Source organism: Methanofollis sp. W23 (assembly GCF_017875325.1).
In the GTDB taxonomy this organism is placed as follows: domain Archaea; phylum Halobacteriota; class Methanomicrobia; order Methanomicrobiales; family Methanofollaceae; genus Methanofollis.
This window is the reverse complement of the sequence record NZ_JAGGMN010000001.1, coordinates 2,115,959-2,141,736: the sequence shown is the minus strand read 5'-3', so window position 1 is coordinate 2,141,736 and position 25,778 is coordinate 2,115,959. Positions and strand designations below refer to the sequence as shown.

Genomic DNA, 25,778 nt, shown 5'->3' with positions numbered 1-25,778 from the left:
CTAGAATCTTTGCTCTCTCTCTACTCTGGCATGGATGAGTGTATTCAAGAAATTTTTTGATTTTATGGCCCTGTAGGATCCCCCGCCAATTCTTAGTATGGTCGTGACTCCTTTTCCCACATCGGTCGGCCGTGGCCCCCTGAAGATCAAAGATCTTCTCAAACTCACGTACGCTCGTTTCCCCCTGACTCCCGGGAGGATGATGGATCCGGGAAGGCAGAATGGATGCCCATGACGAGGATGCTGCTGTCCTCGGCTCTATCGTATGGAGGCGCGCGATTCGAAGGCTTCCCGCCTTCTTATGTCCGCCCCGCTCACATCCAGCACGAAGATAAGCGATCGATGGACGGGGGTCTCTTCATCAGGTGCATCAATAATGGATGAGGCTCTCTACGGAACTGATTTAATCTTGAATTCATCGCTACATGGATGAAAGGATCGTTAAAGATATATCAAATTTAAATTGGGGTTATCATAATCTGTTTAACTCCAAAGCAAATCAAAAGAGTTATCTTAATCGCCAAATTATCAAATACTGAGTATATCGTTCTGCATATGCTTTTGCGCCAGTGATAATATGGTTGGATTATGATGATTCGTGATATCTTATCCAGATCCGGAAAGAAATGCCGGAAAAATATTTTCTCATCAGTATTGCTGGGCCTTGTGCTCATAACTATCGGTACCCTCTGCATGGTCCCTGCTGGAGCAGAGGACTTCTCTCTCTCAGGGACAAACACATCTGACCAGAGTGCTGGTGTCGGGGACACGGTGCTCTCTCCTTTGAATACTACTGAAGGAGATGAGGAAGAGAATGCTACGATCTCGGTGTCGCCTCAACAGGAGATCTCACAGGTGAAGATCACGCCAGTCTCCACTGAAATGATGGTGGGCGAGGTGCGTTCGTTTTCGGCGGTGGCGTACGATCCTTTGGGTGAGGTCGTGCCTGAGGTTCCATTTTCCTGGAACTGCAGCGACCTGTCGGTCGGGACGGTGAACCGCACCGGTTCGTTCACCGCACTTTCCGCTGGAGATACGCTGGTCACCGCCACTGCCGTGAACAGTACCGTGAACGGCACTGTCGAGGTGAGCGTGACGGCTCCGTTGCCCGATACCCCGCCAGTACCGATAGAAACGGTGGAGAGGCTATCTTCTGTCAGTGAAGATATCAGGGGCGTGATGCCTGATACCAACAATCTGTTCCTCAGGGTCTCGAATGAAGATGGCGCCAGGTTCAATGATTTCGGGAATCACACCTATAACATCAGGTGGATCGGCGAACCTGCTGCATCCCCTGATATCGATGGAGGACAAAACGCGCTGCACATCACCGACGACCTCTCGGAGTCTGGAAAAGTTACGTTTACAAACAGGCCTTCCGGGACATTCTGGGTTACCGACACCGGGGGACGTTATTACAAAGATGAGATCTTGCTCCTTATTGCAGTCAACGGGACAATTTCGGATGATTTTAAACTTCATCTGAAGGCAGACGGGTATCAATGGGTTCCAAATCCGGTCCCGCACGCCCCGCCTGCAATGGAGGATGTTCATTACAAAGCTGTGACTCTGGATGAATGGTTTACAAAAGACGACCTCATCTATGGTCCGCAGACCTGGCGGCCTGCCGCACATACGAAATATCCCCTGTACCCAGAGCAGGATGTGAATGATGAGTCCAATCCATTCATGATGATGCTCGTCGATCTCAATGCTGGCGACCGTCATGGGGTGCCGCCGGTCAGGGTGCAGTACGAGGTCGAGAACCTGAACTCTTTCATGGCGGTGAATGCCTATGCATATTCGAAAAACGCTGATGTTGGGATATACAATATCACCTGCTGGACAAACCGTCTCCTTGGAAACCCTGGTGAGTTCAGTGGATATTATGTCTCAGGTGCCCCCCTTCCTCCTGCTGCGCAGGTCGTGATCTCTCCAGAATCTGCAATAGTGCCCCTCAACGGCAAGCAGACGTTTTCAGCACGGGCATATGACGAAAACGGTGAAGAGATCGTCGGTGCTCCCTTCACCTGGTCAAGCAGTGTCCCTGGAGTCGGCACAGTCGACAACGATGGAGTGTTTACACCGACTTCTGAGGGCGTGACCGTGCTCACCGCCTCGACAAAGGGAGCCTCCAGCAGTGTTGAGGTTACGGTGACAGGGCCTGTCGAAAAAGTACTGACATCGATCAAAATGGATCCTGCTTCGGCCGTGATGTACACTGACAATATCAGAGACCAGGTCTTTACCGCCACGGGATATGACCAGTTTGGGGACGAGATCACGCCACTGACATTCACATGGTCAAGCACCAATGAGAATGTCGGGACTGTGGATTCCTCAGGTACCTTCACAGGTGTTTCAGTCGGGACTACAGAGGTACAGGCACAGAGCGGTACGGTGACCGGGACTGCACAGATCGTGATCAAACCACATCCTGACTGGGATGTCGACCTGATCGGGGCAGTGAACAGAACCCTGGACCGTTCCACGATCATCGACCTCTCCAGAGATGGACCTCTCCCATATACTGACCCCAGCGGGAAAACATGGGAAGGGGCCCGCCTCTCTGCAGTCATCGGACTTGTCGACGACCAGGATCCTGCTACATTCAATACCCCGCTGGCGGGCCGTGACTATACGGTCACCATCGTCGGAAAATATGCAGGCAATGATAAGACAGTCCATATCAGCAGCCGCGAACTCATCGAAGGGGACAAGACCTTTATCACTGCGTATAAGTTGAACGGGTTTGAGATCCCGGAGGAACCTGTCGACGGCCGAACATTCTGGCCGTTGAAATTAACTGGTTCTGGTATTGCAAATCATGGTAGAAATCTTGAACAGATCACAGAGATCTCTCTTGAGTTCCCTCCTGATGTTCAAAAAATTAATGTCACACCAGTTACGGTGAAGACATGGGATAATTGGGATCCAATCCAGTTTCATGCGAAAGTATTTGATGGGAATGGCATTGAACTTCAATATGTTCCCCTTACTTGGACAAGCAGCAATCTTTCGGTTGGTATAGTGAATAAAACGGGTTATTTTACACCTACAGGACCAGGCAAGACTATTGTTCAGGCAAACTTCAATGATGTCAATGGTTCGGCGACAGTAGAAGTATACCCCAGCAGTCTTCCGGTACGTACCTGGATTGTTGATAGGACGGGAGATGGTGACTATACATCAGTTAAAGACGCTGTTTCAATTGCACGAGATGGCGATACAGTTTTAGTCAGAAATGGAACATATACCGAACCTTTTGAAATTAAGACCAGTGTGATGCTAAAATCCGAACATGGACTTGGATCGGTTACAATAGGGGATGAGCAGTCAAGTAATGGCCAAGTGAGTGTCGCTGCTGATAATGTCTCGATTTCTGGCTTTATATTCGGGGAAACGGACACAAAACTTGAAGATGCTGATAATTGTACTATTGTAAATAATAAATTTTCAGAATGTGGCATTCAGGGATCTACGAATGGAGCAATCATTCAGGATAATCACTTTGAAAGAGGTTCTGTAAGTTTGAGTGGCTCTAATATTTTTATTGGAGAGAATAAGTTAAATTCGGGGAGTATAACTGTTAAATCCTGTTCTCAAGTGATCATTAAAGATAACCTATTGCCTGGAGGAGAAATATCATCTCAAGATGTGAATTATGGTCTGATCGAGCATAATACTGCAGATGGGATCTATATGAAATCCCAGCAGTATACTCAAGTGATAAATAATACCTTTACCGGGACTTCTGGGTCTGGGTCAAGAATGATTGCTTATATAATGTCGGATTGTGTAATCTCGAATAATTTCTTAGATCAAGGTCAATCTAAAAATTATGCTCTCCAATTTAAATATTCATTAAGTAATGTTACCGTATCGAATAATGTCTTCATGGGAGGTAAAAGATCTACACTTTATTTTGACAAAGTACGTTCAATACAGTCTCTCAATTTCTATATGAATGACATCTATGTGAGTGATTCGAGCAGGTATGGGTTTTGTTATTTTAAGAGGTCTAAATGTGTCAGCCTTAATTCAACCGTACCAGTTACTTACATCTATAATGGCACAATATACACCAACTTTGTCGGAAACTGGTACCAGACCTACACCGGCAACGACACCGACGGCGACGGACTCGGCGACACGCCGTTCACCGCCGGAGGCACAGATCATTACCACCCCCTCATCTCCCCGATCGACAACTATCTCGTCCTCACCCCGACGACCATCACCATAACCGCGCCTGCCACAACCCTTGAAGTAACCGAGAGCGTGAACTTCACGGCCGAGGTCTTTGACCAGCGTGGCGAGGCGATGCCCCGCGCCGTGCCGGTGTGGTCGAGCAGCAACACGACCCGCGGTGTCGTGAACGCGACCACCGGGTGCTTTGACGCCCTCTCCCCCGGCGAAGTGACGGTCACCGCCGGATGCGACGGGTGCACGGGGTCTGCAGTCGTCACGGTGGTTCCCGCGACGAAGAAGACGGAGACAATCTCCTTCGAGGTGCCGGACTGCACCTTCACTGAAGACAGCAGTGGGACGCATATTGTCTCGGTCAACGCAAGCGCCGCCGATATCGAGGGCGACTGCCTCGCCCTGCAGGGTGACGGCTTCACCCTGACGGTCATGACCACGTCGATGGAAGAACCGGTGGACGGACGGATCAATGCGACCTATGACGCACTGGTCCTCGAGACCGATCCCCTCGTCGCCGACCTCCCGGTGCCTGGCACCGTCTCAGGGGGTATACGCGCCAACCTCACCTGCCTGCCGGCCGGTGCGGGCATCACGACCACCCTCAACCAGACCGTACCTGAAGAGGTCGTCTCCGCCTTCCACCTCGCCGCGAGCGACGCTGGCCTGGAGGTGGACGAGGTCGGCTTCACGATGAATATCAAGAAGACGAACCTGACGAACGGTGAAGAGATCACCGGTGCGGTCGTGAGGATGGGGATCGACGAGGCATGGGTCGACGCCCATGGCGGCCCAAATGCGGTCAGGATCATCAGGTGGGCAGAAGACGATGTGCAGGAGGTGCTGAAGACCAAGTATGTGGGTCTTGATGCATCAGGGGAGATGGTCTTTGAAGGCTATTCCCCGAACGGTTTCTCGCTCTTCGGATTCGCCGCGACCTTGTCCCTGTCGGTGCCAGGGTCCCACGAGTCTGTGGGTGGGCCATCATCTGGTGGAGATCACTCAGATGTGGCGTCCTTTGCAGGATCGATCCCGGAAGGTGAGAAGCAGACCTTCACCATAGACAGGACGGCGATCGACCAGATCACCGTGGAGGCCTGGGACGAACTCTCCGGTTTCCTGGTCACCGTGGAGAAAGCCTCTCTCCCTGTGGAGATCGAGATGCCGGCCTCCACAGTCTATGAGATCCAGAAGGCGACCCTGTATCACACCGACCCGGCCGCGATCGCCGGGCTAGTCCTTGAGTTCTCTGTACCAAAGACCTGGCTGGATGCACATGACCTCTCAGCGAAACAGATTACGCTCATGCAGTACGCCAATGACAGGTGGAGGACCTTTCCGACCACGCTCCTGAGCGAGGACGGCGAGATGGTGTATTACTCGGCTGAAGCCGACAGGTTCTCGTACTTCGCGATCGTCTCAGGTGAGGTCGCTGCTGCAGAGGCGTCGGTGCCGGCAGAGAAGACGCCGGTCCCAGCGACAACAGAGGTGGCGCAGGTCACCGAGACGTCAACGCCTCCAGCAAGCACCACGGCTCCGAAACAGACCCCGATGATGGAGGGACTTGCCCTCGTCGCCATCGGGGTGGCGGTCATGATGAGAAGAAGGTAATTCTTTTTTTTGCTCTGTAGAAGTCGTCCTCTTTTCATCACCTCCCCTCCCCTGTGAACCGAATCTATCGCCTTCTCTTATGCTCGCGCCGGGGGCGAGTGCCGCCCGGACCCCCGGGATGACGATAGGGCCGGGAAGGCCGAAGAAAAGATCCTGATAGACAGGATGCCGTCCTCCCCCCTATCTTTACGGGGGGTTCGGGGGGCGGCCAGTCCCCTGTCGAAGAGAACCATCAAGATAATTTCTACAAAGCCGGGAAATATTCATCCTGTATGCTTGAGACGTGGTTTCGTTTCATGCCCAGTTCTACGAAGCCTGAAACAGGGCCTTTTTTTCTTGAACTGACTGGAAAACTCCCCTTTCATCCGCGCTTCTGCCGCCACAGAGCCTTCGCCTGCCCGAAAAATCGCGGCGATTTCCACGCGTTTCCGGCGGCCATATGTGGCCTCATCCTGGGCAACAGATATGCCAATATCTCTCTCACTCATATTGGGCCTTCATGGGGTCGACAAAGTTCATGATATTGCCGATGTTTCGTGAACAGGGTTTTCTCTGCTATGCTCCTGAAATCTCTTCAATCTGGGCCCGGATCGGAGCCTCTCCTCCCGGATCGGAGGGCAATTTGGGCGTGGTTCTCTCTGAGTCGGGTCGAGCATATGAAGGGCTGCTCCTCCTGCTCACCTACGATTCATTTATCCGTGATGACGCCGAATATTTCGGTAACGAAATTTTCGGTGTATATACCATGATCGTGCTGACACCCGACGAAGTGAGAGAGCGCTTTGGGCCGCTCTTTGCAGAGAAATTTATTGCGATGGTAGACGAGGAGAAGGGCCTGGCCGAGATCCTGGAGACCTGCCGGCATCGCGGCACCATCGAGTGGGACGTGATGAACCGTCGGCGTGCCGGAGGGGCGCTGACCGCCGTCGACGTTCAGGGGTCGTCGATGACCATGGCCGCCCGTCTGGGGGAGTACGAACCCCATTTCGGGGCGGCGGGTCAGGAAATCGGTGGCCAGGCCCTTGCCGGGGTCGAGGTGGAGGGCGACGAGGTCGTGACCACCTGGGCCGGGATCGCCGGTGCCGGGGTCGGCGTCGCCGCCTGTCTCCCCCAGGCCCCTGGCGTGATCAGGGCCGAGTACCCGACCGAGGAAGACCTGCACATCGGGGGGGCGCGCGTCTGCCGGGTGCGGATTGTCTCGCCAAAATACGAGAAGGTGACCATCGGGATCGACGACACCGACACCAAGGAGGATGGAGCGACCTGGGTGCTGGCCCTCAAGTGCGCTGAGGCGTGCAAGGTTGCAGGAGCAGAGTACCTTAATATGAGATTGGTCCAACTCAACCCCAAGGCCCCGCAGAAGACGACCAACTGTGTCGGGTCGGTGCTGAACTTTGCGGTCAGGCCAGGGGCGGTCGACGACCTCCTCGCCTTTGTGAAAGACTATATCGAGGAGCACGCGGTCTCGGGCGATACCGGAATTGCATACTACCGCGGCATCGGTCTGCCAGAGACCGAGTACATGAAGAAGATCAAGACCGAACTGCTCACCCAGGACGAGGTGGAGGCCGAGGCGGCAAGGCTCGGGATCACCTTCATCGATTCTGCAGCAAGCAAGGGCCGTATAGGTGCCTTCGGGGCTGTGCTCTGGGGGAACTGCGGCGTGGAGGCGGCTGGCCTGTATGGCGAACGACCAGAAGGAACCCTCTAAAGTCCTTCTAGATCCCTACGTGATCTCGTACCCCGGGATCGTCGCCGTCGCCGATCCCGGCGGCGACCAGGTCGAGATCATCGAGTTCTACGAATGTATCGGCGGGGCGCAGTGGGTCCGTCGCCACTATGCCCAGAGCCCGCTCGTCGAGTCGGTGCGGACAGTCGGACCGACGACGAGGTACCTCGTGCGGACCGGGTCGACTGACCTCGGGCTCGAAGGCTCGAAGTTTCCTGCCGGGATCGCCGGGGCCTTGGTCGAGGACGACGAGGTCTCGGTCACCTATCTTGGCATGGGCGGTGGTGGCGTCGGCGCCTCGGCCTGCCGGGCGCGGGGCCGGGGCGTGATCAGGGCCGAGTGCGACGAGTCAGGTGGGGGAAAACTGGCCGGCTCGACGATCTGGCTCCCCCGCCGCGACCGGGTGGTGATCGGGGTGGACGATACCGACACCCCTGAGGCGGGAGCGACCTGGACCCTGGTCCACAACATCGCCATGGCGGTGGCGGACGAGGCTTCGGTCTACCTCTCTCACACCATCGTGCAGCTTTTCCCGGTCCCAGAGAGGACGAAGAACTGCGTGGGGTGTGCGGTTGAGTTCGCCTCCACCGATCCTGATGGCCTCATCAATCGGTTTGCGGCGCTGCTCAGGCGCTACACCCTCTCTGACCAGACCGGGATGGCGGCCATGGTGGGGTTCGACCCCTCGTCCCTCCGCGAATATGGCGAGGCGGTGAAGCGGGGCAAGGTCTCGCGTGCCGACCTCGAAGATGTACTCCCTCAGGTCAGAGTCGTGATGGACGGGAACGGGCTCATCGGTGCGGTCGGTGCGATCCCCTTCTATACCGACTTCGAGGAGGCACTTGCCCTGTGGACTGGCTCAGACTGAAGGCCGAACTCCTGGCCGAAGGTCGGGTGAAGGTGGTCGGGGTGCCGGCGAGGCGATTCATCTCGTCTTCGACGGCCGGCCCTGGCGCCGGCGGCACAGGTTCTCTTTTTTTCTCGGTCGACGGCCGGAGGGTCAGGCTCTTGGTCGATCCAGATGCCGCCCTCATACTTATCCACGAGGGGATGGGGAAGGCGACCATTCCCTTCAAGGGAGAACTGGTGCGCGGTGAACTTGAACCCGCTCCTCTCCACTGTCCTCGCCAGGCCTACATCACTCTCTCTGAACGGTGCATCTTCTCATGCAAGTACTGCACTGTCCCGCTCGGGCAGGGCCGGATCAAGAGGCCTGACGAGGTGATCGAGATGGTGATGTCGGCTGTCGGGGAGATCGACGCCATTTCGATCACGAGCGGGGTGCCGGTGAGTGCGGCCGAGGAAGAACGGCGGACCGTCGGGATTGTCCGTCTCCTTGTCCCCTTTGGTCTCCCGATCGGGGTCTCCATCTACCCGACGCCGCAGACCCCAAGGGTGCTGCGGGAGGCAGGGGTCGCGGAGGTGAAGTTCAACCTCGAAGCAGCGACGCCCGGACTTTTCGCCGAAATGTGTCCAGGACAGGACTGGACCCTCCTCTGGGAGGTGCTCGAGGAGTCAGTCAGGATCTTTGGTCGGGACCATGTCCAGAGCAACATCATCGTCGGGCTCGGGGAGAGTGACGAGGAGATGGAGGTGGTCGTCCGTCGGCTCTGTTCCATCGGGGTGATCCCGATCCTCCGTCCTCTTGCGCCTGCGGCAGGGCTTGCCCACTATGCACGCCCGTCGGCAGAACGGATGCTCAGCCTCCATGCCATGCTGGAGAGGGCATTGAAGGAGGCCGGGCTCGATCCCGCACAGGCGCAGACAATGTGTGCGGCCTGTGCAGGGTGTGACCTGATCCCTGGGAGGGACTGAGATGAATGGGGCAGAGTCTCTGGCCACCGCCCTGCGGACCGCGGCCGACCATGTCTATGGGGTGCCTGGCTACCCGGTGACCGAGGTTGTCGCGGCGGCCGGGGCCGAGGTCTGCGTCAACGAGAAGGTGGCCCTGGAATACGCCCTTGGCGACTCGCTTTCAGGTCGGCGCGCGGCGGTCGTCGTCAAGCACGTGGGGATGAACCTCCTTGCTGACCCGCTGGTCCAGGCGACGGCCCAGGGGCTCTGTGCCGGGGTCGTGGTCCTGGTCGGCGACGACCCCCTGGCCCGCGCCTCGCAGGTGGCCGAGGACTCCAGGGCCTTCGGGCAGGTGGCGATGGTCCCGGTGGTGGAGCCCGAAGATCCGTCTGCCCTTGGGGCCGCAGTCGAAGAGGCGTTCTTGCTCTCAGAGTCTCTCTCAAGGGTCGTTATCCTCAGGGTCGTCCCTGAGGTGCTCGGTGCCGACGCGGCGGCAACGCCTGTGCCGAGAAACCCTGGTGCCGGGGCGCTCGCCGACCCTGGCCTGACCACCCTCGGGCGGTGGCAGCATGCCCTCCAGGTCATGGCGGCCTTGTCGGGCCGCCCGGCCCCGGGGGGGATAAGGGTCACCTATCCTGCAGTCCCCGCACCCGAGGCCCCACCTGAGCGGTTCTCACACAGGGGCTATTCCCGGACCCTCTGCGGGGGGTGTCCGTACCGCCCGCTCTTCTCTCTGCTTGCAGAGCGGGGGATGCGGCCCGCGGTCGATGCCGGGTGTTCCCTCCTTGCGGTCAACCCGCCATACTGCATCGGGACGGCCAGTTATGGCCTCGGCTCGGCGGTGGCGGTGGGAGCGCGGAGCACCGGGGTGGCCCTCATCGGGGACTATGCCCTCCTTCATTCTGGGGTGAATGCCCTCATCGACATCTATGAAAAAGAGATCCCGCTCCTCTGTATCGTACTGGAGAACAGGCGTATGGGCATGGTCGGCGGCCAGGAGACCCCTGGTCTCAGGCGGTACCTCGGGTGGGCCGAACCTGAATACTGCCAGGCCGACGACCTGCCAGGACTGCGGCGGCTGATAGTCCCTGCAGACCGCCCGAAGACGGTGGTCGTCAGCGGAGAATGTCCTGCTGGTGAATGTCATGAAAAAGTTGAATGTAGAGATCTGTGATGTAACACTGCGTGATGGTGAGCAGACGCCAGGCGTCACGTTCACCCGTGAGGAGAAGATGGAGATCGCCTCCCTCCTTGACGCGACCGGCGTCGAGGTGATCGAGGCGGGGTTCCCTGCAGTCTCTGGAAAGGAGCAGGAGGCGGTGAAGGCGGTCTGCCAGATGGGGCTTGACGCCAGGATCTGTGCGCTTGCCCGGGCGAAAAAGGGGGATATCGATGCCGCCCTCGACTGTGACGTCGACATGATCGGGCTCTTTGCCGCGACCTCTGACCTCCATATCAGGACCAAGTACAAGAAGAGCCGCGAGGCGGTGATGGCCGAGACCTGCGAGATGGTCGAGTACGCCCATGACCATGGGGTCCAGGTGAGGTTCGGGGCCGAGGACGGGTCACGGACCGACCTCCAGGACCTGATCAACGCATACCGGCAGGTGGCCGCTGCCGGGGCCGATCTCGGTACTCTGGCCGACACGGTCGGGTGCATGACCCCGATGGAGACCTTTGCACGGGTGCAGGCGGTGCGGCAGGCGGTCGACCTCCCGCTCTGTATTCACTGTCATGACGATCTCGGGTGCGCCACCGCAAACACCCTCGTCGCCGCGGAGGCCGGGGCCTTCCAGCTCCATACCACGGTCAACGGCCTGGGGGAACGCGCCGGCAACACCCCTCTTGAAGAGGTGCTCGTGGTCCTTGCGATGAAGAACGATCTCAACCGCTACGACCTCTCCCATATCGCCGCCCTCTCAGACCTGGTCGCTCACACGTCAGGGGTGGAGGTCGCGAGGAACAAGGCGGTGGTCGGGGCGAACGCCTTTGCTCACGAGAGCGGGATTCATATCGCCGCCCTGCTCGAAGATCCGTCGACCTACGAGTATGTCCGCCCCTCCCTGGTGGGGAGGGACCGGACCTTTGTGCTGGGCAAGCACACTGGTCGGCACGCCGTCGAGCATGTGGCCGCGTCCCTCGGGTATCATCTCGACGGGGAGGAGGTGCGCTGGGTGCTGCGCGAGGTGAAACGGCGCAGCGAGGCGAAGTGTCATGTGACGCCCGAGGTGCTCCAGGACATTCTCTGTGCCGCCGTGAAGGGGGTGCATGGATGAGCACGCTCTCAGAGACGATCCTCGGCGCACCCGCCGGCGAGTATGTCGACCGGCGGGTGGACCGGGCCTATGCCCACGACGGGACCGGGGTTCTGGCCCTTGAAGCATGGCGGGCGATCGGGACCGGGGTCTTCACCGATCCTGACCACCGGCACCTGATCTTCGATCACATCGCCCCGGCCAACACCTCGCTGACCGCCGACCTCCAGAAGGAACTGCGTGCCTTTGCAGAGGAGCAGCAGGTCCACTTCTCAGATGTCGGCGGTGGGGTCTGCCACCAGGTGATGGCCGAGGGGGCCGCCCTGCCTGGCGAGGTGGTCCTTGGCGCCGACTCCCATACCTGCACCCTCGGGGCCCTCGGCGCCTTTGCGACCGGGGTGGGTGCGACCGACCTTGCAGGGGTCTTTGCGACCGGTGAGACCTGGTTCAGGGTGCCTGAGACGACCGGGCTCTTCCTTGAGGGGCACCTTTCCGGGGCAGTCGAGGCAAAGGACCTCGCGCTTGCCTATGTCGCCGCCCTCGGGATGGACGGCGGGACGTACCGCGCCCTTGAGTTCGTGGGCGAGGCGGCCGCCGGGCTCTCGATGGCCGACCGCCTCACCCTGTCGAACATGGCGGTGGAGACCGGTGCGAAGGCCGGGCTCTTCTATGCCGACGAAACGACCCGGCAGTACTTCGCCGGGTTCGGGCACGAGGTCGAGGTCCAGCCGCGGGGGATCGACAGCTATCCTGACGAGGTGACCCTCGACCTTGAGAACCTTGAACCCCTCATCGCCCTCCCGCCCAGGGTGGACACGGTCTGTCCGGTCGCCGAGCAGGAGGGGGTGCCGATCGACCAGGTCTTCCTGGGCACCTGCACCTGCGGGCGCTATGAGGACCTGGAACGCTTTGCGAGAATTGTCAGGGGCAAGAAGGTGGCGGTCAGGACCGTTGTCGTCCCTGCGTCGCGGAGCGTGCTTCTCCGTGCACTTGCGACCGGCGTCCTTGAGACGCTTATCAAGGCCGGGTGTGCGGTCGGGACGCCAGGGTGCGGCCCGTGCCTGGGTGCGCATATGGGCGTGATCGGGGAGGGCGAGGTCTGCCTCTCGACGGCGAACCGGAACTTCAGGAACAGGATGGGTGTCGGCGGCGAGATCTATCTTGCGTCCCCTTCGACTGCGGCGGCGACTGCCCTTGCCGGCGAGGTCGCCTCACCGGAGGGATATCTATGAAGGCAGAGGGACGTGCGGTCTGCCTGGGCCGTGACATCGATACCGACCTGATCATCGCGGGGAGGTACTTGCGGACCAAGGATCGTTCGGTCTGGGCCACCCATGTCTTTGAGGACCTCGACCCCGGCCTTGCCAGGAGACTGAAGGGAGCGGTGATCGTCGCAGGCCCGAATTTCGGGTGCGGTTCGTCCAGGGAGCAGGCCCCGGTCGCCCTGAAAGAGGCAGGGGTCGTGGCGGTGGCCGCTCCGATGTTTGCCAGAATATTCTTCAGGAACGCCGTCAATATTGGTCTTCCAGTGCTTGAGTGCGAGATCCCATGCCAGGATGGTGGGGAAGTGTGCTTTGACCTTGAAGAGGGATGGATCGAGGCGTCGGGTGCCCGCCGCCCTCTCCGTCCTCTCTCCCCGCGGATGCGGGCGATCCTCCAGGCTGGAGGTCTTGTCTCCTATCTCAGCGGAGGCCAGAGATGATATTTCCAGAAGAATGCAAATATGTAGGAATCGCTACCTCGCAGCCACTGGGTGAGAGGGTCTACTTCCTCTCCAGGTGGCTGATCAGAGAGACAGCCGAAGGGCCGGAGGTGCTGGCGGTCCGTCTCAGCGACGGGGAGACGTTGATGCGTGACGTGACGGCCACCTGGGTGCTTGCCTCCCCTGAGGAGACGACGGTCTGGCCTGAAAAGGTAAATATCAATGACCGTGCTCGTCTGCTCAGCCTTGCCCGCGAGAGCGGGAAGAGGTGTACGATCTTTAAGAGTCCTGACGAGTCGCGGACCTTTGTCCTCGACCCTGATCCCAAGGATCTCCTCACGGTCCATGTCTATGACGTCGTGCCGCCGCGGGCCCATCTCGTCGGGGTACTGGAGGATCTCGAAGGGGTCGGGCTCTTCGGCGATCTCCATGTCAGGTTTGAATATCATATCAGGGATATCAGCGAGATCGGTGCCGAGGTCTACCCCTGCCGGGCCGGGGGGTTTGACCGCACCCTGGACGCCGACCCCCTGGAGGGGAACGAGCGGGTGGCCGGGTGTCTTACGGCCAGGCAGTTCTGTGCCGAGAATTATGGTGACGGGATCGAGGTCGCCGAGATCTGTCCGCTCACCCAGGTGGCAGAGGAACCGTTTATGGCCAGGTGTTGCCGGGGCGAGCGCGAGGGTGTCGGCGTCTGGAATGAGAAGTTCGGCGGCGTGGTCCATTGGGGGGCGTCACCGCATACAGTTGATAGAGTGCTGAGAGAGATGGTGCAGGAGTGGAGAAAGGATGAAGGTCGCAGTCGTTCCAGGTGACGGGATCGGGAAGGAGGTGGTCCCGGTCGCTGAGGCGGTGCTCAGGCGCCTCCATCCGGAGTGGGACTACGTCGAGGTCGAGATCGGGTATGGGCGCTGGAAGCGTTGCGGCGAGGCCCTCGGCGCCGAGGAGTTGCAGGCCCTCCGTGAAGCCGACAGTGTGCTCTTCGGGGCGGTGACCACGCCGCCCGACCCGAATTACCAGAGCGTGATCGTCAGGTTGCGCAAAGAACTCGAACTCTATGCCAATGTCAGGCCGGTCCAGGGGGCCGGGGTGGACATCACCATCGTGCGCGAGAACACCGAGGGGCTGTACTCAGGGATCGAGTGGGAATTGCCAGGGTCGGCCTGCACTCTGCGGGTGGTCACCGAGGCGGGGAGTCGGCGGATCGCACGGTTTGCCGCAGCACGTGCAAAGGGGCGTCGGTTCACCATCGGGACGAAGGCCAACGTCCTCAAGTCGGACGCTCTCTTCAGGCGGTGCGCCATCGAGGAGGCCGAGGCCGCCGGGCTCGAGTGGGAGGAGAAGTACATCGATGCCCTCTGCCTGGGCGTCCTGATGCACCCGGCGCACTACGGGGTCGTGGTGACCACAAACATCTTCGGGGACATCCTCTCCGACGCCGCCGGGGCCCTGGTCGGGGGCCTTGGTCTCCTGCCGTCGGCAAATATCGGGGACGACCATGCTCTCTTTGAGCCGGTCCATGGGTCGGCACCCGACATCGAGGGGAAAGGCATTGCAAACCCTGTGGCGGCTCTCAGAAGTGCGGCGATGCTCCTGGACCATGCTGGAGATGCCGCAGGGGCGGCCGCCGTCGAGGCGGCGGTGACGGCCACGCTGGATACCGGGATGAAGACGCCCGACCTTGGCGGGTCGGCGACGACCGCGGCGTTCGGCGAGGCGGTGCTCGGGCACCTTGGGTGAAGGGGATATTCGAGGGTAAGAAGCCCTTTTGAATTGCTTTATACTTTTTTTGGATTTTTAGAATTCAACATGAGGCGAGATCATGCCTCAAGCATACTGGATATGAATTTCTGGCCCTTTAGAATCGGACATGAACTCCGGGTTCAAGCATACGGGATGAACATTTCTCGTCGCCTGATCGCTCTATTTCAAGACAGGAGAATCGGGGGGGATCGTGTTCCATCGCCGCCCCCACCTATCTTCGGTCCGTGGGGGGTCCGGGGGGTGCAACCCCCGGCGCGAGATGGCGGTGAAGATTCTTCGACGATGGGGGGGGGCGGCACATCGGATCGACGTGCCTTCCTCCAACCTTGCGCCAGGGGCGCTGCCCCCGGACCCCCGGGATGAAGATTGGGTCGGGAAGGCGGAAAGATGACCCTGAAGAGGGGGTTGCAATCCGCCACCTCTCTTCGGGCGGGGGGTTCTGGGGGCGGCCAGCCCCCCAAAGAAATAGCGATCCAGAGCATTTCTACAAAGCCAAAAAGAAGTCTTTTATCTTACATAATATTCTGTGGGGGTCTTCAATGTCTATATTTCACGAATTCCATATCGAAATACATATCCCTCGGGGTGTTGCACGGTTTTATGTCCTTTTAGATAACGAGGCCTTTTATAATGGTTATAAAAATAACTCCGTCGGTTCTGCTATTTGTTTCTGTCATTGCGGTTGTTTTAACGGGAGGATGTACCGATTCATCTCTCAGCGAAGGTGACACGCACCTGCAAATACTCGATGGTGGTGCTGAAAATCAAAGCACTTCTTCCATTGACACGTACATGTCCGTCAAGAACACCGGATCTACCACGGCACATAATGTTGTCGTTGCTGTGATAACTCTGCCTGAATCCGATATCTCTTCTGCGCTGGAGAGTACTGAGATTTTAAGGACTGTGACATTGAATGACTCTCATAATGAGGATTTAATGCTGGATCGGGATTTTTTCGATGCGTTAGGGCCTGGAGAAACCATTAAGATCCATCTTTCTGTGAATCCCGATGCTCTCTCTGATGGGTGGGACGTTTTGAGGGTTGCTTTTGCGGATAACGCCGAAGTCGTGTACTCCGAACCAGAACCATCTTCGTCTCTAGGAGTTCAACTGGGTAATACGCCGGATACAACGACACCCGCCGTTCCTTCCGCACTTTTGCCGGAACCTGCGTACGCGATAGGGGATGTGATCTCTTATGAGCAGGATTCAGACGTTGCAGAGGTCATTCTGGATTATGATCCTCAAAATGATGCGTATAAAACGGATGTGATCTTCAAATGGGACGAATATGATACCGGTGAATATGGGTGGTATCCGTACAGTGCTCCCGCGGGTACGTGGGGGTATCGCTTAGAAAGCAACGATTCGAGTTGGACGGATCGTACGTGTATGGAAAAATCCTATCCCTACGTTCTGGGACATGCCGATTCTATCGCTCTTAGAGAGGACTATGATTGAGTGAACATGAGGGGTTGCTCACACCCTTACCCCTCCGAGATGGACCGGCAGAGGACGGAAACATTCCTGGATGGTGCGGATGGGTTCTGCCGTCGCCTGCGGGAATCCCTGAGGCTCTGGAATTTCGCGGATCTTAATTCAGGAATATGGGGTTGGGACCGACTCTCTCAATACTCAGAGAGCGATTCCGTGTCGAGAGCATCGCCCTCTTCGGCTCATATGCCCGCGAGGGACAGGGGGAGGGCAGCGAGATCGATCTCCTCGTCGCGTTCGGCGCCGGTGCCGACCTCTTTGATTTTGTCGGGCCGTCGCAGTTTCTCGAAGAAAAACTCGGCGGTAGCGTTGATGTCGTACCGGAAACCGCACTCCGCCCGGAGATCCGCAGCCAGGTGACGCGAGACCTCCTCTTTGCATGAGATCCTCTCTCCTCTACTTCTCCGACCTCGCCGGTGCCCTGGAAAAGATCGAGGAGTTCACCGCGGGCATGACCTACGACGGGTTTCTCTATGACGATAAGACACAAAGCGCCGTCATCAGGAAGTTCGAGGTCATCGGGGAGGCGGCAAAAAGATCCCCCTGTCCGTCAGGGAGAGGCACCCTGCCGTTCCATGGAAGGAAATGGCGGGGTTGCGGGACAAACTGATCCATACCTATTGTGGCGTCGACACGATGCTCGTCTGGAGGACGGCCGTCAACCACGTGCCTGAACTCCGGCGGGAGATCCAGCGGATCGTTGGGGAGGAAGGCGGAGGGTAATCTTCGGGCGGTGTGAGATTTCATTGCTTTTACCAGGACATGGGGCTGCGGGTTCGTCGTGTGGGTAATATGACTCAAAAAATAATTTCGTTACCTTAAAGGATGTATGCGTAAAGCCAGATTATGCGAATAACCATGCCGAAATTTTGTCCTGAATGTGGAACGCCATTACAGTACACCAACGCAAAATTCTGTCCCGAATGTGGTACCGAGTTAACACAGGAGACATCATCGCAAATTGTTCCAACCAAAACCCAAAGTGACCCTCCTTCTGATGATGATTGGTCGGATCCTATCGATTGGTCGGATGAAGATTACACCGAAGAGAGCGGACCGTCTTCTGCGAACGTCTACGAACTCGGAACGAAACTGGAAGAGATGGTAGACTCGATTTACCAGGCAGAAGGTTACAAGACCGAAAGAAGGGTCAGAATGCCTGGTCAGGGGGGTTATACAAACGAAATCGATGTCGTTGCCAAGAGAGGGAAAAAGCAGATTGCTATCGAATGTAAGAATTTTAAAGACGCAGTCGGCATAAAAGAGGTTCGGGACTTTTCTAAGAGACTTGATGATCTCGGTGGAGGTTGGCGAGGTGTTTTTGTCGCCTTCAACGACTTTACCATTGATGCTCAGAATTTTGCGGAGAGTAAGAACATCGAGATCGTCGGTCACGAAGAGATCAAGGAAAAGTGGCTCGCTGTCTCTGTCGGAAGGACCAGTTGGAAAGGAGAAAAACTGAATTTAAAATTTGCTCTGCCAATAGAATCAGATTACCTCGCAGTGACGACGCTACCACTCCAGAACAAAGATCTGGTTGAGGTGAGCGATGCCAGGCTCACCTTCCATCCATATATAAAGATACCCTACAGTTTCAAAGCTCAGGTCTATGATCCGACCAAAGAACTGCATAAGTTTTCGGATGACGGAATCGTTGTGATCGATCTCTTAGATGGCAGGGTACTCAACAGGCAGGCAGAGAAGGGGAGCTCGTTTTTTAATTCGCTGAGTGCCTCAAAACAGAGCACCAGCAACACTCGAACACTCCAGACCTTCAACGAAGTACTGAATTATTCTCCCTCACCCGAATACTCTATTACCATCGGTTCGGATTATCAGATCACCGAACTGAAACCTGAAATCACCAAGCGGACGGTCCAGAGAGTTGCCATAGAATATATCACCGCTAAGAATACGAGTGATATAACGTACACCCCTTCAAAGGGGGATACCATTCTGGATAGCAAGAGAAGGAAGTTTATCCCAAGAAGGGGCGATATAAAACTATTTAATAGTGAAATGGTTTCCGTTCCAAAATGGAATGTTCATTTCAACGCATTAGGCACGATATATACGAAAGAAGTGTTTGCCCACTCTGGAACAGTCCTTGAAAATACCATCCGCTATTGCCCGCAGCATTTCAAACTTGGTGCGATTAATATTAAGAAAGAGACTGTTGCTGTTTGTGAAGTGTGCGGAAAAGCCTGTTGTAGTGAGCACATTTCACAATGCCCTGTCTGCGGGAAATGGGTCTGTGAAGAACATGCTTTGACCTGCAGTTCCTGCGGCAAGACATTCTGTAAAGAGCATGCCAGCACGATCTGTTCAGTATGCAATATGCCGATCTGCTCCGACTGTGAGGTTGAGTGCCCGATCTGTCACAGAACCTATGGGTCCGATCATACCCAGATCTGCGACAAGTGTGGAACAGCGGCTTGCTCGCAGTGTATTGCTACATCAGGGTTATTTCGGAAGACAAGGATCTGTAAGAATTGTCAATAATTTTTCAAACCAAAACGGGCGTCAAAGTCACGCTCCTATCGAATGGCAGATAACATCGATCTCCCCCTCACCTCCTCTCTTCCATCACTCAGATCGTCACCCTCATCTCCTCCCCCTTCCCACCCTTCTCTCATGCTACGTGTCGGGTGTCATGTCTCGATCGCCAAATCCCTGGCGGCGGCGGTGGGTCGCGCCGTGGAACGAGAGTGCACGACCTTTCAGATCTTTTCGCGAAACCCACGCGGCTGGCGGTTCAAACCGCTGACCGACGAAGGCATCTCGGCCTTCAGGGACGCTCTTGAGGGGTCGGGGATCGCCCCGGTCGTCGACCACATGCCCTACCTCCCGAACCTCGCCTCGCCCAAGGAGGAGGTCTATCAAAAGTCGGTGACGACTCTCGCCTCCGAACTCGGGCGGTGCGAGGCGCTCGGGATCCCGTACCTCGTGATGCACCTTGGCAGCCATCTCGGGACCGGGATCGAGGGCGGGCGCCGGCGCCTGGTCGCTGGGGTTCTCCGGGCCTTTGAGGAGGCAGAAGGGGAGACTCTCCTCCTCCTCGAGAACACCGCGGGGACGAAGAACAGTCTTGGCGGAACCTTCGAGGAGATCAGGGCGGTGCTGGACGCCCTGCCTGAGGCGCGGACCGCGGTCTGTTTCGATACCTGTCATGCCTTTGCGGCCGGGTATGATCTCCGCACTGCCGCCGCCGTCGGCGAGACCCTCGACACCTTTGACGATGCCGTCGGACTTGACCGCCTCCGGGTCGTTCACTGCAACGACTCGAAGGGCCCCCTCGGCTCGCACCTCGACCGCCACGAGCATATTGGGATGGGAGCGATCGGTGAGGAGGGGTTCCGCACTTTCTTCTCGGTCCCGGCGGTGAGGCGCCTCCCTCTTATCTGTGAGACACCGGTGGACGAGCGCCGCGACGATGCCGGGAATATCAGGGTGGTGCGGGAACTCGCCCGGGAGTGAACCTCGTAGTCCATGAGCATATCCCCAAAGTATCCCTGACATGAATCTTCGTCTGGATCAAAATCTTTCATTCCAGAAATTCAGAGCGCGGATCTTCCGCGGCGAGATTGTTCGAGGAAGGCAGACCGATCGACGTGCCGCCCCACATATAGATTAAAGAATGCGCTCCTGATTTCTTTCGCCGGGGGGAGACCCCCCGGAACCCCCTACGAGGAAGATAGGGGTGGGGCGGCAATGAGACGGTGATCTCGCGGAGTGTCCTGCGCGAAAGGGGGAGCACAGGTCCACACATCCTGGAGAAAATTCTCTCTTGTTCTGTACGAGATGATGCTTTCTGGTGACACATCTGGTGATGCAAAAGACTCTGTAGAATTCGACGTGAATCCCTGACTCAAGCATATGGGATGAATATGATTGTGGGGGCTCTGGGGGCGGTCGTGCCAAACGGTTCATGCCTGGAGTCCGGGGGCGTTGCATTTCCCGGCGAGAAGCGATGGAGACTTGAGGGGGACACCAGGATTCCTTATTCTCCCTGTCCGGGATGGAGGAACATCCTGGCCATCTCCTCCTTTTCCACCCGCCTGAGATAGAAGTTCCCGACCACGGCGATGATCGCCGCCCCCACCAGGTCGAAGATGAGGTCGTACATCGTGTCTTCAAGTCCGTGCTGGAGTTGTGTCCCAAAGAGGTTGTCAAAGGTGAACTCGTAGATCTCCCAGAACGCCCCAAGTGCCATCGTGAAGATCACGATGAAGAAGACGATCATCGGCCGCGTCAGTCGCAGACCGCTGTAGCGGTCGACGATGAGGACCATCGCGAACCCGAGGACCGAGACGGTGATCGAGGAGACGAAATGGGCGATCTTGTCGTAGTACGGGGCGAAAAGATCATAATATGCAGAGATGTGCCCGGCCACGTGGAGGTACAGGGAGAGTGCGATGAGGAGGTTGACCTCCCAGGGCATGCAGATATCGGTGCGTCTGCTGACGATGTGCGGGACTGTGGTGAGGAAGAACCCGAAAAATCCGACAATCGCCAGGAAGTAGTCGCCGATAGAGATGCTGTAGCCTACCTGGAAGAGGATGAGGGCCTGGACGGCGTACGCAAGATAGATCCCGGAAATTTTTGGAAGGTACACCATGAGATATTACCCCATGGGGACGGCGGCAATATAATGATACCCGGATATGGGGGGCGGGAGGTGCCCCCAGAAGTGAGGGGTGTGCAGGTCCCTCCTATGGAGATGTAGATCTGTGTGACCTGCTTGGCAAGCGCGAGGCCCGCCTGGTAGCATGCCTCCCGCTCGTCGGTATCAGGTTTGAAATAGACCTCCATGCCGCCTTCGACCACCTCGATCCCGGTGGTCTTCAGGTCGCCGGTGATCTGGTCCCCCGCCCCGCCGTGGCCGCCGTGCGAACCAAAGGCGAACCCGATCTTCTTCTGGGTCAGGCGTCCTTGGCCGCAGGTCGCGGAGGTACGAGAGGAACCCGGCGACCGCGAGGCATGCCTGTTCATCATGCCTTCCTCCATCTTCTTGGACCCCCATGATGAGGATAGGATGGGCGGGGCGGTAATGAAACAGTGTTTTCCTGTGGTGTCCCTGCTCAGAAGGGGGAGCATGGGTCCACCGGGTACCTTCATCGCGTACGCGTGAGCCCGCGGTTTATGCCAGATTCTACAATGTCAAAAAAGAAAAAAGATTCTCTGATCCCATGGCCAGGAATCCCCCTGAGAAGGAGATCAGATCCCGCCGATCCCCATGATCATGATGGAGAAGAGGACCAGGTCATAGGTGGCATGGGTGACGGCGCTGACCGTGGTGGACGTCCTGGCCCGCAGGAGGGCGAAGACCAGACCGGCCAGGAAGACCGAGAGGACACCGTCCCAGGCGTACTGGTAGGCGTGAAGGGAGGCAAAGACCAGGGCCGAGATGAGGATCCCAAAGCGCGGCTGGAGCACCCCGCGGACCGCCACCTCTTCCCCGACCCCGGCGACGATCGCCGCCACGACCGCCGTGACCGGGGTGAGATATGCACTAAAGAGCGCCTCGGTGTAGGCCTCGTCGGTGACATACCACCCGAAATATTCCCAGACTGCGACGATGACATGGTCCACTACTCCGAAGACCAGGACCAGGCCAAGCCCCACCGCCACGGCAAAGAGGAAGGAACGGAGGGTGGGCCTGACCAGGCCGAGACGGTCGAGGGTCTCGGGGAGGGAACGCTTTACAAAGAGCCCTACTGCAAGGAACGCCCCGCCGAGGGTCCAGACCAATCCATAGAGATTGGTCTTCGCCGCCTCAGACGGACTGAGATTAAATGACATGGAAGGATCGCCGATGAGGTCGACGAGCGGCGGGTGCCCGATGACCAGGAGGGGGATGAGGGGCATGAGGGCAAGGGCTGCGACCACGACAAAGGCCGTGGTATGGACAAAGTTCTCAGGGTCGATCGGGACCCACCTGGCAAGGGCTCGCCTGAGCCGCATCGAATAGAGGAGGAGACAGAGCACGGCCGCACCGGACGCGAGGAAGAACCCGGCCAGGAGGGGCACTGCAGCCTCTATCGGGAACTCCGAGGCGTCCATGACGCTGAACCAGGGGGCGATGGAGAAGATCCAGCTGACGAGTGCAAGCCCCAGGACAAAGAGGGCGGTGAGCACCATGACCACCGGCCGCAGGCGCGGGCGGTCGAGGGCAAGGAATGCCAGGGTGGCGATCAGAAAGATCGGGGCCGCTTCGGCACCTGCGGAGAAGAAGAGCCCCAGGTCGTTCTGTGGGTTGCCGGAGAACCCGACGACCACGGCGATCGCTCCGGCCACCAGGGCGAGTAGCACCAGATAGGGGTGAAATCTCTGAGTATCCATAGTGTTCCTGTGTCGTCTAAGTCTGCAGCCATCAGGTATAGAGATGCCCCAGGTCCGGGTTCTGGTAGTTTTTTCTTTGTATTTTACAAGAGATCGCCTCGAACGATTCTCATGATCTCCTGGGTTGCGTTATACTGGTCCCGGAGATGGAGAGAGATGACGGGAAGAGGGGACGGCTTCTGTGAACGTGATAGAACAGTCTGTATTTATTGAGCATATCTCAAGACTCCCTGAGGCCTGACCATCGCCTTGAACTGAAGCCTTTCTTTCCTGAAATTCTGGCTCTGTAGAAACCCTCACCCTTTATGGGTGCACGCGTGATCTTCCCGCCTTCCCTCATGAATCTCGCCGGGGGCAACGCCCCCGGCGTGAAGGTGTGGGAAGGTATGAACGCATGGGGGCACACCGAAAAGCGGAAGAACACCTCATGATATCTGCTGTTATCTTCTGGAAGGAGGAGGCCCAGAGAGTTTTGGGATGGTCTCGGGGATTCTGTCCTCTGCCTATCATGTGTGCGCGGGGCGAGAGGATCAACCCCATGATGCACGTGTTCGGATGAAAAATTTCTAAAGAGCCAAAAAAGATCCTGGTGAGGGTGGTGCCGCCCTTCTCCTGTTCAATGGCCCTATCCTGCCCGCACTTCCATCCCTTCAGGGGCCGGGGCGATCACCACGATCTCGGGGGGATCGTTCAGGCGCAGGTCGGTCTGCAGGTTCGAGGTCCCGATCCCGCGGCTGACATAGAGGGGGGTCTCGTCCTTCTGGAAGAGTCCTGAAAGTTCCAGATACCCGGCATCATTCAACTCCTTCACGCCAGGGAGCATGATCTGACCGCCATGGGTGTGGCCTGCGAGGATGAGGTCGGCCTCCCAGTCTGCCCGGCACTCTGGCTCGTGGATCAGGTAGATGGTGAAGGCGTCGCTCTCGGGGAGGTCAGGGGGGTCTGCCATCCCCGCCCATCCGTCGTCGACGCCGACGATCCGCAGCGGGGTGCCGTCGACGTCGAGGTCCACGTACTCGTTTCGCAGCACATGGACCCCGGCGCTCTCAAGTTCTGCGGTCAGGTCGTCGGCAAGTTCGGTGTCGGTGGTCTCGTCCCTGAGCATGCTCATGTCGTAGCCGTCCACGCTCCGGTCGGTCCCTGAGATTGCCAGCACCTTCTGCATCCCGCTGACCGCGCTCACTCCTGACTTATAATCATGGTTGCCGAGTACGGCGTAGACCGGGGCGTCGACCTCACGCCAGACCTGCTGGAGTGAGAGGTCGGGGTCTTCTCCATAGACGAAGTCCCCACCGATGAGCACGACCGAGGGGTGCATGGCATTGATCTCCTGGATCATCCCTCTCACATGGTCGAGGTTGCTCTCCTTCAGGTGCGGGTCGGCGATGAAGATCACGCCCCCGGGCGCCCCTTCGACGGCGAGGGTGGTGGTGGAGGTGGTCTGTCCCTCCCAGGCCATATAGGTGAAGAGCACTGGCGAACAGATGACGAGGCCGATGGCCACGAAATATCTGGCTTTGAGGTCAGGTAGTCTCAGGTTCATGGATGATCGTCCCTTGGATCGCGGTTGACCTGTGGGGTATAAAGGTGATGGGGTGGCGGCATGGCAGTCGGCCTGGCAAGGCCGAGGATTTATCGCAGAATCTGTGAATATGGAAATTTTAACGATATGATCAGATTAATATATCACAAGAATTGTGTGGCATGCAAGAGGAGAGGGCAGGAGGATTTTTCGCCGGCCTGCCTGTTGCGGCCGCGCCCACCGGTATATCCACCTGCCGCTCGGAGAAAAGAGACGCCCGCCCGCAGTCTGGCAATTCCCTATCCTATTTAACCCCTGCCCCCCCAGTACTCTCCTTACGTGAAGGCGAGATTTGACGGTACCTGGCTCTGGCTCGGGCAGGACGGGCTCTCTCTCTATGAGAGCGGGGGCTACGGCCGGCCTGGCAAGGGGAAACTCCGCCTTGCTCCGGAGGAGGGGCTCTACCTCCTGGTGCGCAGGCGGATCGAACTGCCCGGCTACGACTTCGAGAGGCTCCTGCAGGAACTCTCAGAGGACCCGGTCTTCTTCAGGCGATACCTTGTCTACCGCGATCTGCGGGAACGGGGCTACGCCCTCCAGACCGGGCCGCATGACTTCAGGGTCTTTCGGCGTGGTGAGCGTCCTGGCAAGGGACAGTCCTATTATCTGGTGCGGGTGCTTGCCGAGCGCGACCTCGTCGACTTTGTCCGTGTCACCGCCGAGGTGGAGACTGCCGGGAATATGCGCAAGACCTATCTCATCGCCGCCGTCGACGACGAGGGCGAACTCACCTACTATGAGGTGAAGGTCGACCATATTGCCGGACCTGAGGACGAGACCCCGGCCGGGAAAGAGACGACCCGCGGCGAGGCCTTCGGTCCCGTCGCCCTGGTCAGGACCGACACCGCCCCCTGGATCGACATGGAGGGCTATGGCAAACCTCTCGACCACGAGCGGGTGATGCTCTCCCCGGCCGAGGTGCTCTATCTCATGGACGAGGGGAGACTTGCGCTCACCGAGAAGGGCACCCCCCTCGGTCGCGAGGCCTACCAGGCAGTCGCCGCCGAGGTGGACAGCGAGATCACCGAGAAGACCGCGCTCTACACCGACCTCCGCCGGCGCGGCTATGCCCCAAAGACGGGGTACAAGTTCGGGCACCATTTCAGGGTCTATGGCGGGGGGGTCAAGCACTCCCTCATGCTCGCCCACGCCCTCCCGGCCGGGACAACACTCACCATGGCGGCGATCTCCCGGTCAGTCCGCCTGGCGCACAGTGTCAAAAAGAAGATGTTGTTTGGTTGTGTACATAACAACGATATCAGGTATATCGAGTTTGCACGAATAAAAATGTGAGAATCG

General features: G+C 58.0%; 21 protein-coding genes. 17 read left to right on the top strand and 4 right to left on the bottom strand.

Annotation, left to right across the window (positions count from 1 at the left end):
• Positions 1-666: 666 nt before the first annotated feature.
• The 16 genes from J2129_RS09085 to J2129_RS09010 all read left to right on the top strand — a co-directional run bounded on the left by J2129_RS09085 (position 667) and on the right by J2129_RS09010 (position 20,032).
• Positions 667-5,814 (top strand): PGF-pre-PGF domain-containing protein, encoded by a 5,148-nt coding sequence (locus tag J2129_RS09085; RefSeq protein WP_209630555.1) that lies wholly within the window; start codon positions 667-669, stop codon positions 5,812-5,814.
• 745 nt (positions 5,815-6,559) lie between these two features.
• Positions 6,560-7,525 (top strand): tRNA(Ile2) 2-agmatinylcytidine synthetase, encoded by a 966-nt coding sequence (locus J2129_RS09080; RefSeq protein WP_209630554.1) that lies wholly within the window; start codon positions 6,560-6,562, stop codon positions 7,523-7,525.
• A complete protein-coding gene (gene mmp11 / locus J2129_RS09075; protein WP_209630553.1) occupies positions 7,497-8,411 on the top strand; it encodes a methanogenesis marker protein 11 in 915 nt (304 codons plus the stop codon). The genes J2129_RS09080 and mmp11 overlap by 29 nt, the downstream gene beginning before the upstream one ends.
• On the top strand, positions 8,393-9,358 hold the full coding sequence (locus J2129_RS09070; RefSeq protein ID WP_209630552.1) for a radical SAM protein: 966 nt from the start codon (positions 8,393-8,395) through the stop codon (positions 9,356-9,358). Before mmp11 ends, J2129_RS09070 begins: the two co-directional genes overlap by 19 nt.
• Position 9,359: 1 nt before the next feature.
• On the top strand, positions 9,360-10,511 hold the full coding sequence (locus tag J2129_RS09065) for a thiamine pyrophosphate-dependent enzyme (protein WP_209630551.1): 1,152 nt from the start codon (positions 9,360-9,362) through the stop codon (positions 10,509-10,511).
• The gene (locus J2129_RS09060) at positions 10,483-11,613 is read left to right on the top strand and encodes a homocitrate synthase family protein (RefSeq protein WP_209630550.1); all 1,131 of its coding nucleotides are present in this window, start codon (positions 10,483-10,485) and stop codon (positions 11,611-11,613) included. Before J2129_RS09065 ends, J2129_RS09060 begins: the two co-directional genes overlap by 29 nt.
• On the top strand, positions 11,610-12,824 hold the full coding sequence (locus J2129_RS09055; RefSeq protein WP_209630549.1) for an aconitase/3-isopropylmalate dehydratase large subunit family protein: 1,215 nt from the start codon (positions 11,610-11,612) through the stop codon (positions 12,822-12,824). The genes J2129_RS09060 and J2129_RS09055 overlap by 4 nt, the downstream gene beginning before the upstream one ends.
• On the top strand, positions 12,821-13,294 hold the full coding sequence (locus J2129_RS09050; protein ID WP_209630548.1) for a 3-isopropylmalate dehydratase: 474 nt from the start codon (positions 12,821-12,823) through the stop codon (positions 13,292-13,294). Before J2129_RS09055 ends, J2129_RS09050 begins: the two co-directional genes overlap by 4 nt.
• The gene (locus J2129_RS09045) at positions 13,291-14,109 is read left to right on the top strand and encodes a hypothetical protein (RefSeq protein WP_209630547.1); all 819 of its coding nucleotides are present in this window, start codon (positions 13,291-13,293) and stop codon (positions 14,107-14,109) included. The genes J2129_RS09050 and J2129_RS09045 overlap by 4 nt, the downstream gene beginning before the upstream one ends.
• Complete coding sequence (locus J2129_RS09040; protein WP_209630546.1) at positions 14,084-15,034, top strand: isocitrate/isopropylmalate family dehydrogenase; 951 nt, start codon at positions 14,084-14,086, stop codon at positions 15,032-15,034. The genes J2129_RS09045 and J2129_RS09040 overlap by 26 nt, the downstream gene beginning before the upstream one ends.
• Positions 15,035-15,688: 654 nt before the next feature.
• On the top strand, positions 15,689-16,522 hold the full coding sequence (locus J2129_RS09035) for a hypothetical protein (protein WP_209630545.1): 834 nt from the start codon (positions 15,689-15,691) through the stop codon (positions 16,520-16,522).
• Positions 16,523-16,674: 152 nt separating this feature from the next.
• The gene (locus J2129_RS09030; protein ID WP_245320708.1) at positions 16,675-16,938 is read left to right on the top strand and encodes a nucleotidyltransferase domain-containing protein; all 264 of its coding nucleotides are present in this window, start codon (positions 16,675-16,677) and stop codon (positions 16,936-16,938) included.
• Entirely contained in the window at positions 16,935-17,165 is a 231-nt protein-coding gene (locus J2129_RS13165) for a HepT-like ribonuclease domain-containing protein (RefSeq protein ID WP_209630543.1), read from the top strand. The genes J2129_RS09030 and J2129_RS13165 overlap by 4 nt, the downstream gene beginning before the upstream one ends.
• Positions 17,150-17,278 carry a HepT-like ribonuclease domain-containing protein gene (locus tag J2129_RS13160; RefSeq protein ID WP_281069802.1) on the top strand — a complete coding sequence of 43 codons (129 nt, stop codon included), beginning with the start codon at positions 17,150-17,152 and terminating at the stop codon, positions 17,276-17,278. The genes J2129_RS13165 and J2129_RS13160 overlap by 16 nt, the downstream gene beginning before the upstream one ends.
• 135 nt (positions 17,279-17,413) lie before the next feature.
• The gene (locus tag J2129_RS09015; RefSeq protein ID WP_209630541.1) at positions 17,414-19,057 is read left to right on the top strand and encodes a restriction endonuclease; all 1,644 of its coding nucleotides are present in this window, start codon (positions 17,414-17,416) and stop codon (positions 19,055-19,057) included.
• 132 nt (positions 19,058-19,189) lie between these two features.
• On the top strand, positions 19,190-20,032 hold the full coding sequence (locus tag J2129_RS09010; protein WP_209630540.1) for a deoxyribonuclease IV: 843 nt from the start codon (positions 19,190-19,192) through the stop codon (positions 20,030-20,032).
• Between the two features lie 523 nt (positions 20,033-20,555).
• Here J2129_RS09010 and J2129_RS09005 read toward each other — a convergent pair.
• The 4 genes from J2129_RS09005 to J2129_RS08990 form a co-directional block, all read right to left on the bottom strand.
• Positions 20,556-21,173 (bottom strand): hypothetical protein, encoded by a 618-nt coding sequence (locus J2129_RS09005; RefSeq protein ID WP_209630539.1) that lies wholly within the window; start codon positions 21,171-21,173, stop codon positions 20,556-20,558.
• Positions 21,101-21,550 carry a hypothetical protein gene (locus tag J2129_RS09000; RefSeq protein WP_209630538.1) on the bottom strand — a complete coding sequence of 150 codons (450 nt, stop codon included), beginning with the start codon at positions 21,548-21,550 and terminating at the stop codon, positions 21,101-21,103. The genes J2129_RS09005 and J2129_RS09000 overlap by 73 nt, the downstream gene beginning before the upstream one ends.
• 222 nt (positions 21,551-21,772) lie before the next feature.
• Positions 21,773-22,897 (bottom strand): CPBP family intramembrane glutamic endopeptidase, encoded by a 1,125-nt coding sequence (locus tag J2129_RS08995; protein ID WP_209630537.1) that lies wholly within the window; start codon positions 22,895-22,897, stop codon positions 21,773-21,775.
• Between the two features lie 625 nt (positions 22,898-23,522).
• The gene (locus J2129_RS08990; protein ID WP_209630536.1) at positions 23,523-24,440 is read right to left on the bottom strand and encodes a metallophosphoesterase; all 918 of its coding nucleotides are present in this window, start codon (positions 24,438-24,440) and stop codon (positions 23,523-23,525) included.
• Positions 24,441-24,758: 318 nt separating this feature from the next.
• Between J2129_RS08990 and endA the strand changes: the two genes are divergently transcribed.
• Positions 24,759-25,772 (top strand): tRNA-intron lyase, encoded by a 1,014-nt coding sequence (gene endA / locus J2129_RS08985; RefSeq protein ID WP_209630535.1) that lies wholly within the window; start codon positions 24,759-24,761, stop codon positions 25,770-25,772.
• The last annotated feature ends 6 nt before the right edge of the window (positions 25,773-25,778 follow it).

Coding starts and splice junctions, on each gene's coding strand:
- J2129_RS09060 (WP_209630550.1), top strand. CDS start 10,483: ATGAAAAAGTTGAATGTAGAGATCTGTGATGTAACACTGCGTGATGGT.
- J2129_RS09035 (WP_209630545.1), top strand. CDS start 15,689: ATGGTTATAAAAATAACTCCGTCGGTTCTGCTATTTGTTTCTGTCATT.
- J2129_RS09045 (WP_209630547.1), top strand. CDS start 13,291: ATGATATTTCCAGAAGAATGCAAATATGTAGGAATCGCTACCTCGCAG.
- J2129_RS09080 (WP_209630554.1), top strand. CDS start 6,560: ATGATCGTGCTGACACCCGACGAAGTGAGAGAGCGCTTTGGGCCGCTC.
- J2129_RS13165 (WP_209630543.1), top strand. CDS start 16,935: ATGAGATCCTCTCTCCTCTACTTCTCCGACCTCGCCGGTGCCCTGGAA.
- J2129_RS09055 (WP_209630549.1), top strand. CDS start 11,610: ATGAGCACGCTCTCAGAGACGATCCTCGGCGCACCCGCCGGCGAGTAT.
- J2129_RS09040 (WP_209630546.1), top strand. CDS start 14,084: ATGAAGGTCGCAGTCGTTCCAGGTGACGGGATCGGGAAGGAGGTGGTC.
- mmp11 (WP_209630553.1), top strand. CDS start 7,497: ATGGCGAACGACCAGAAGGAACCCTCTAAAGTCCTTCTAGATCCCTAC.
- J2129_RS08995 (WP_209630537.1), bottom strand. CDS start 22,897: ATGGATACTCAGAGATTTCACCCCTATCTGGTGCTACTCGCCCTGGTG.
- J2129_RS09010 (WP_209630540.1), top strand. CDS start 19,190: ATGCTACGTGTCGGGTGTCATGTCTCGATCGCCAAATCCCTGGCGGCG.
- J2129_RS09065 (WP_209630551.1), top strand. CDS start 9,360: ATGAATGGGGCAGAGTCTCTGGCCACCGCCCTGCGGACCGCGGCCGAC.
- J2129_RS09050 (WP_209630548.1), top strand. CDS start 12,821: ATGAAGGCAGAGGGACGTGCGGTCTGCCTGGGCCGTGACATCGATACC.
- J2129_RS09015 (WP_209630541.1), top strand. CDS start 17,414: ATGCCGAAATTTTGTCCTGAATGTGGAACGCCATTACAGTACACCAAC.
- J2129_RS09005 (WP_209630539.1), bottom strand. CDS start 21,173: ATGGTGTACCTTCCAAAAATTTCCGGGATCTATCTTGCGTACGCCGTC.
- J2129_RS08990 (WP_209630536.1), bottom strand. CDS start 24,440: ATGAACCTGAGACTACCTGACCTCAAAGCCAGATATTTCGTGGCCATC.
- J2129_RS09000 (WP_209630538.1), bottom strand. CDS start 21,550: ATGATGAACAGGCATGCCTCGCGGTCGCCGGGTTCCTCTCGTACCTCC.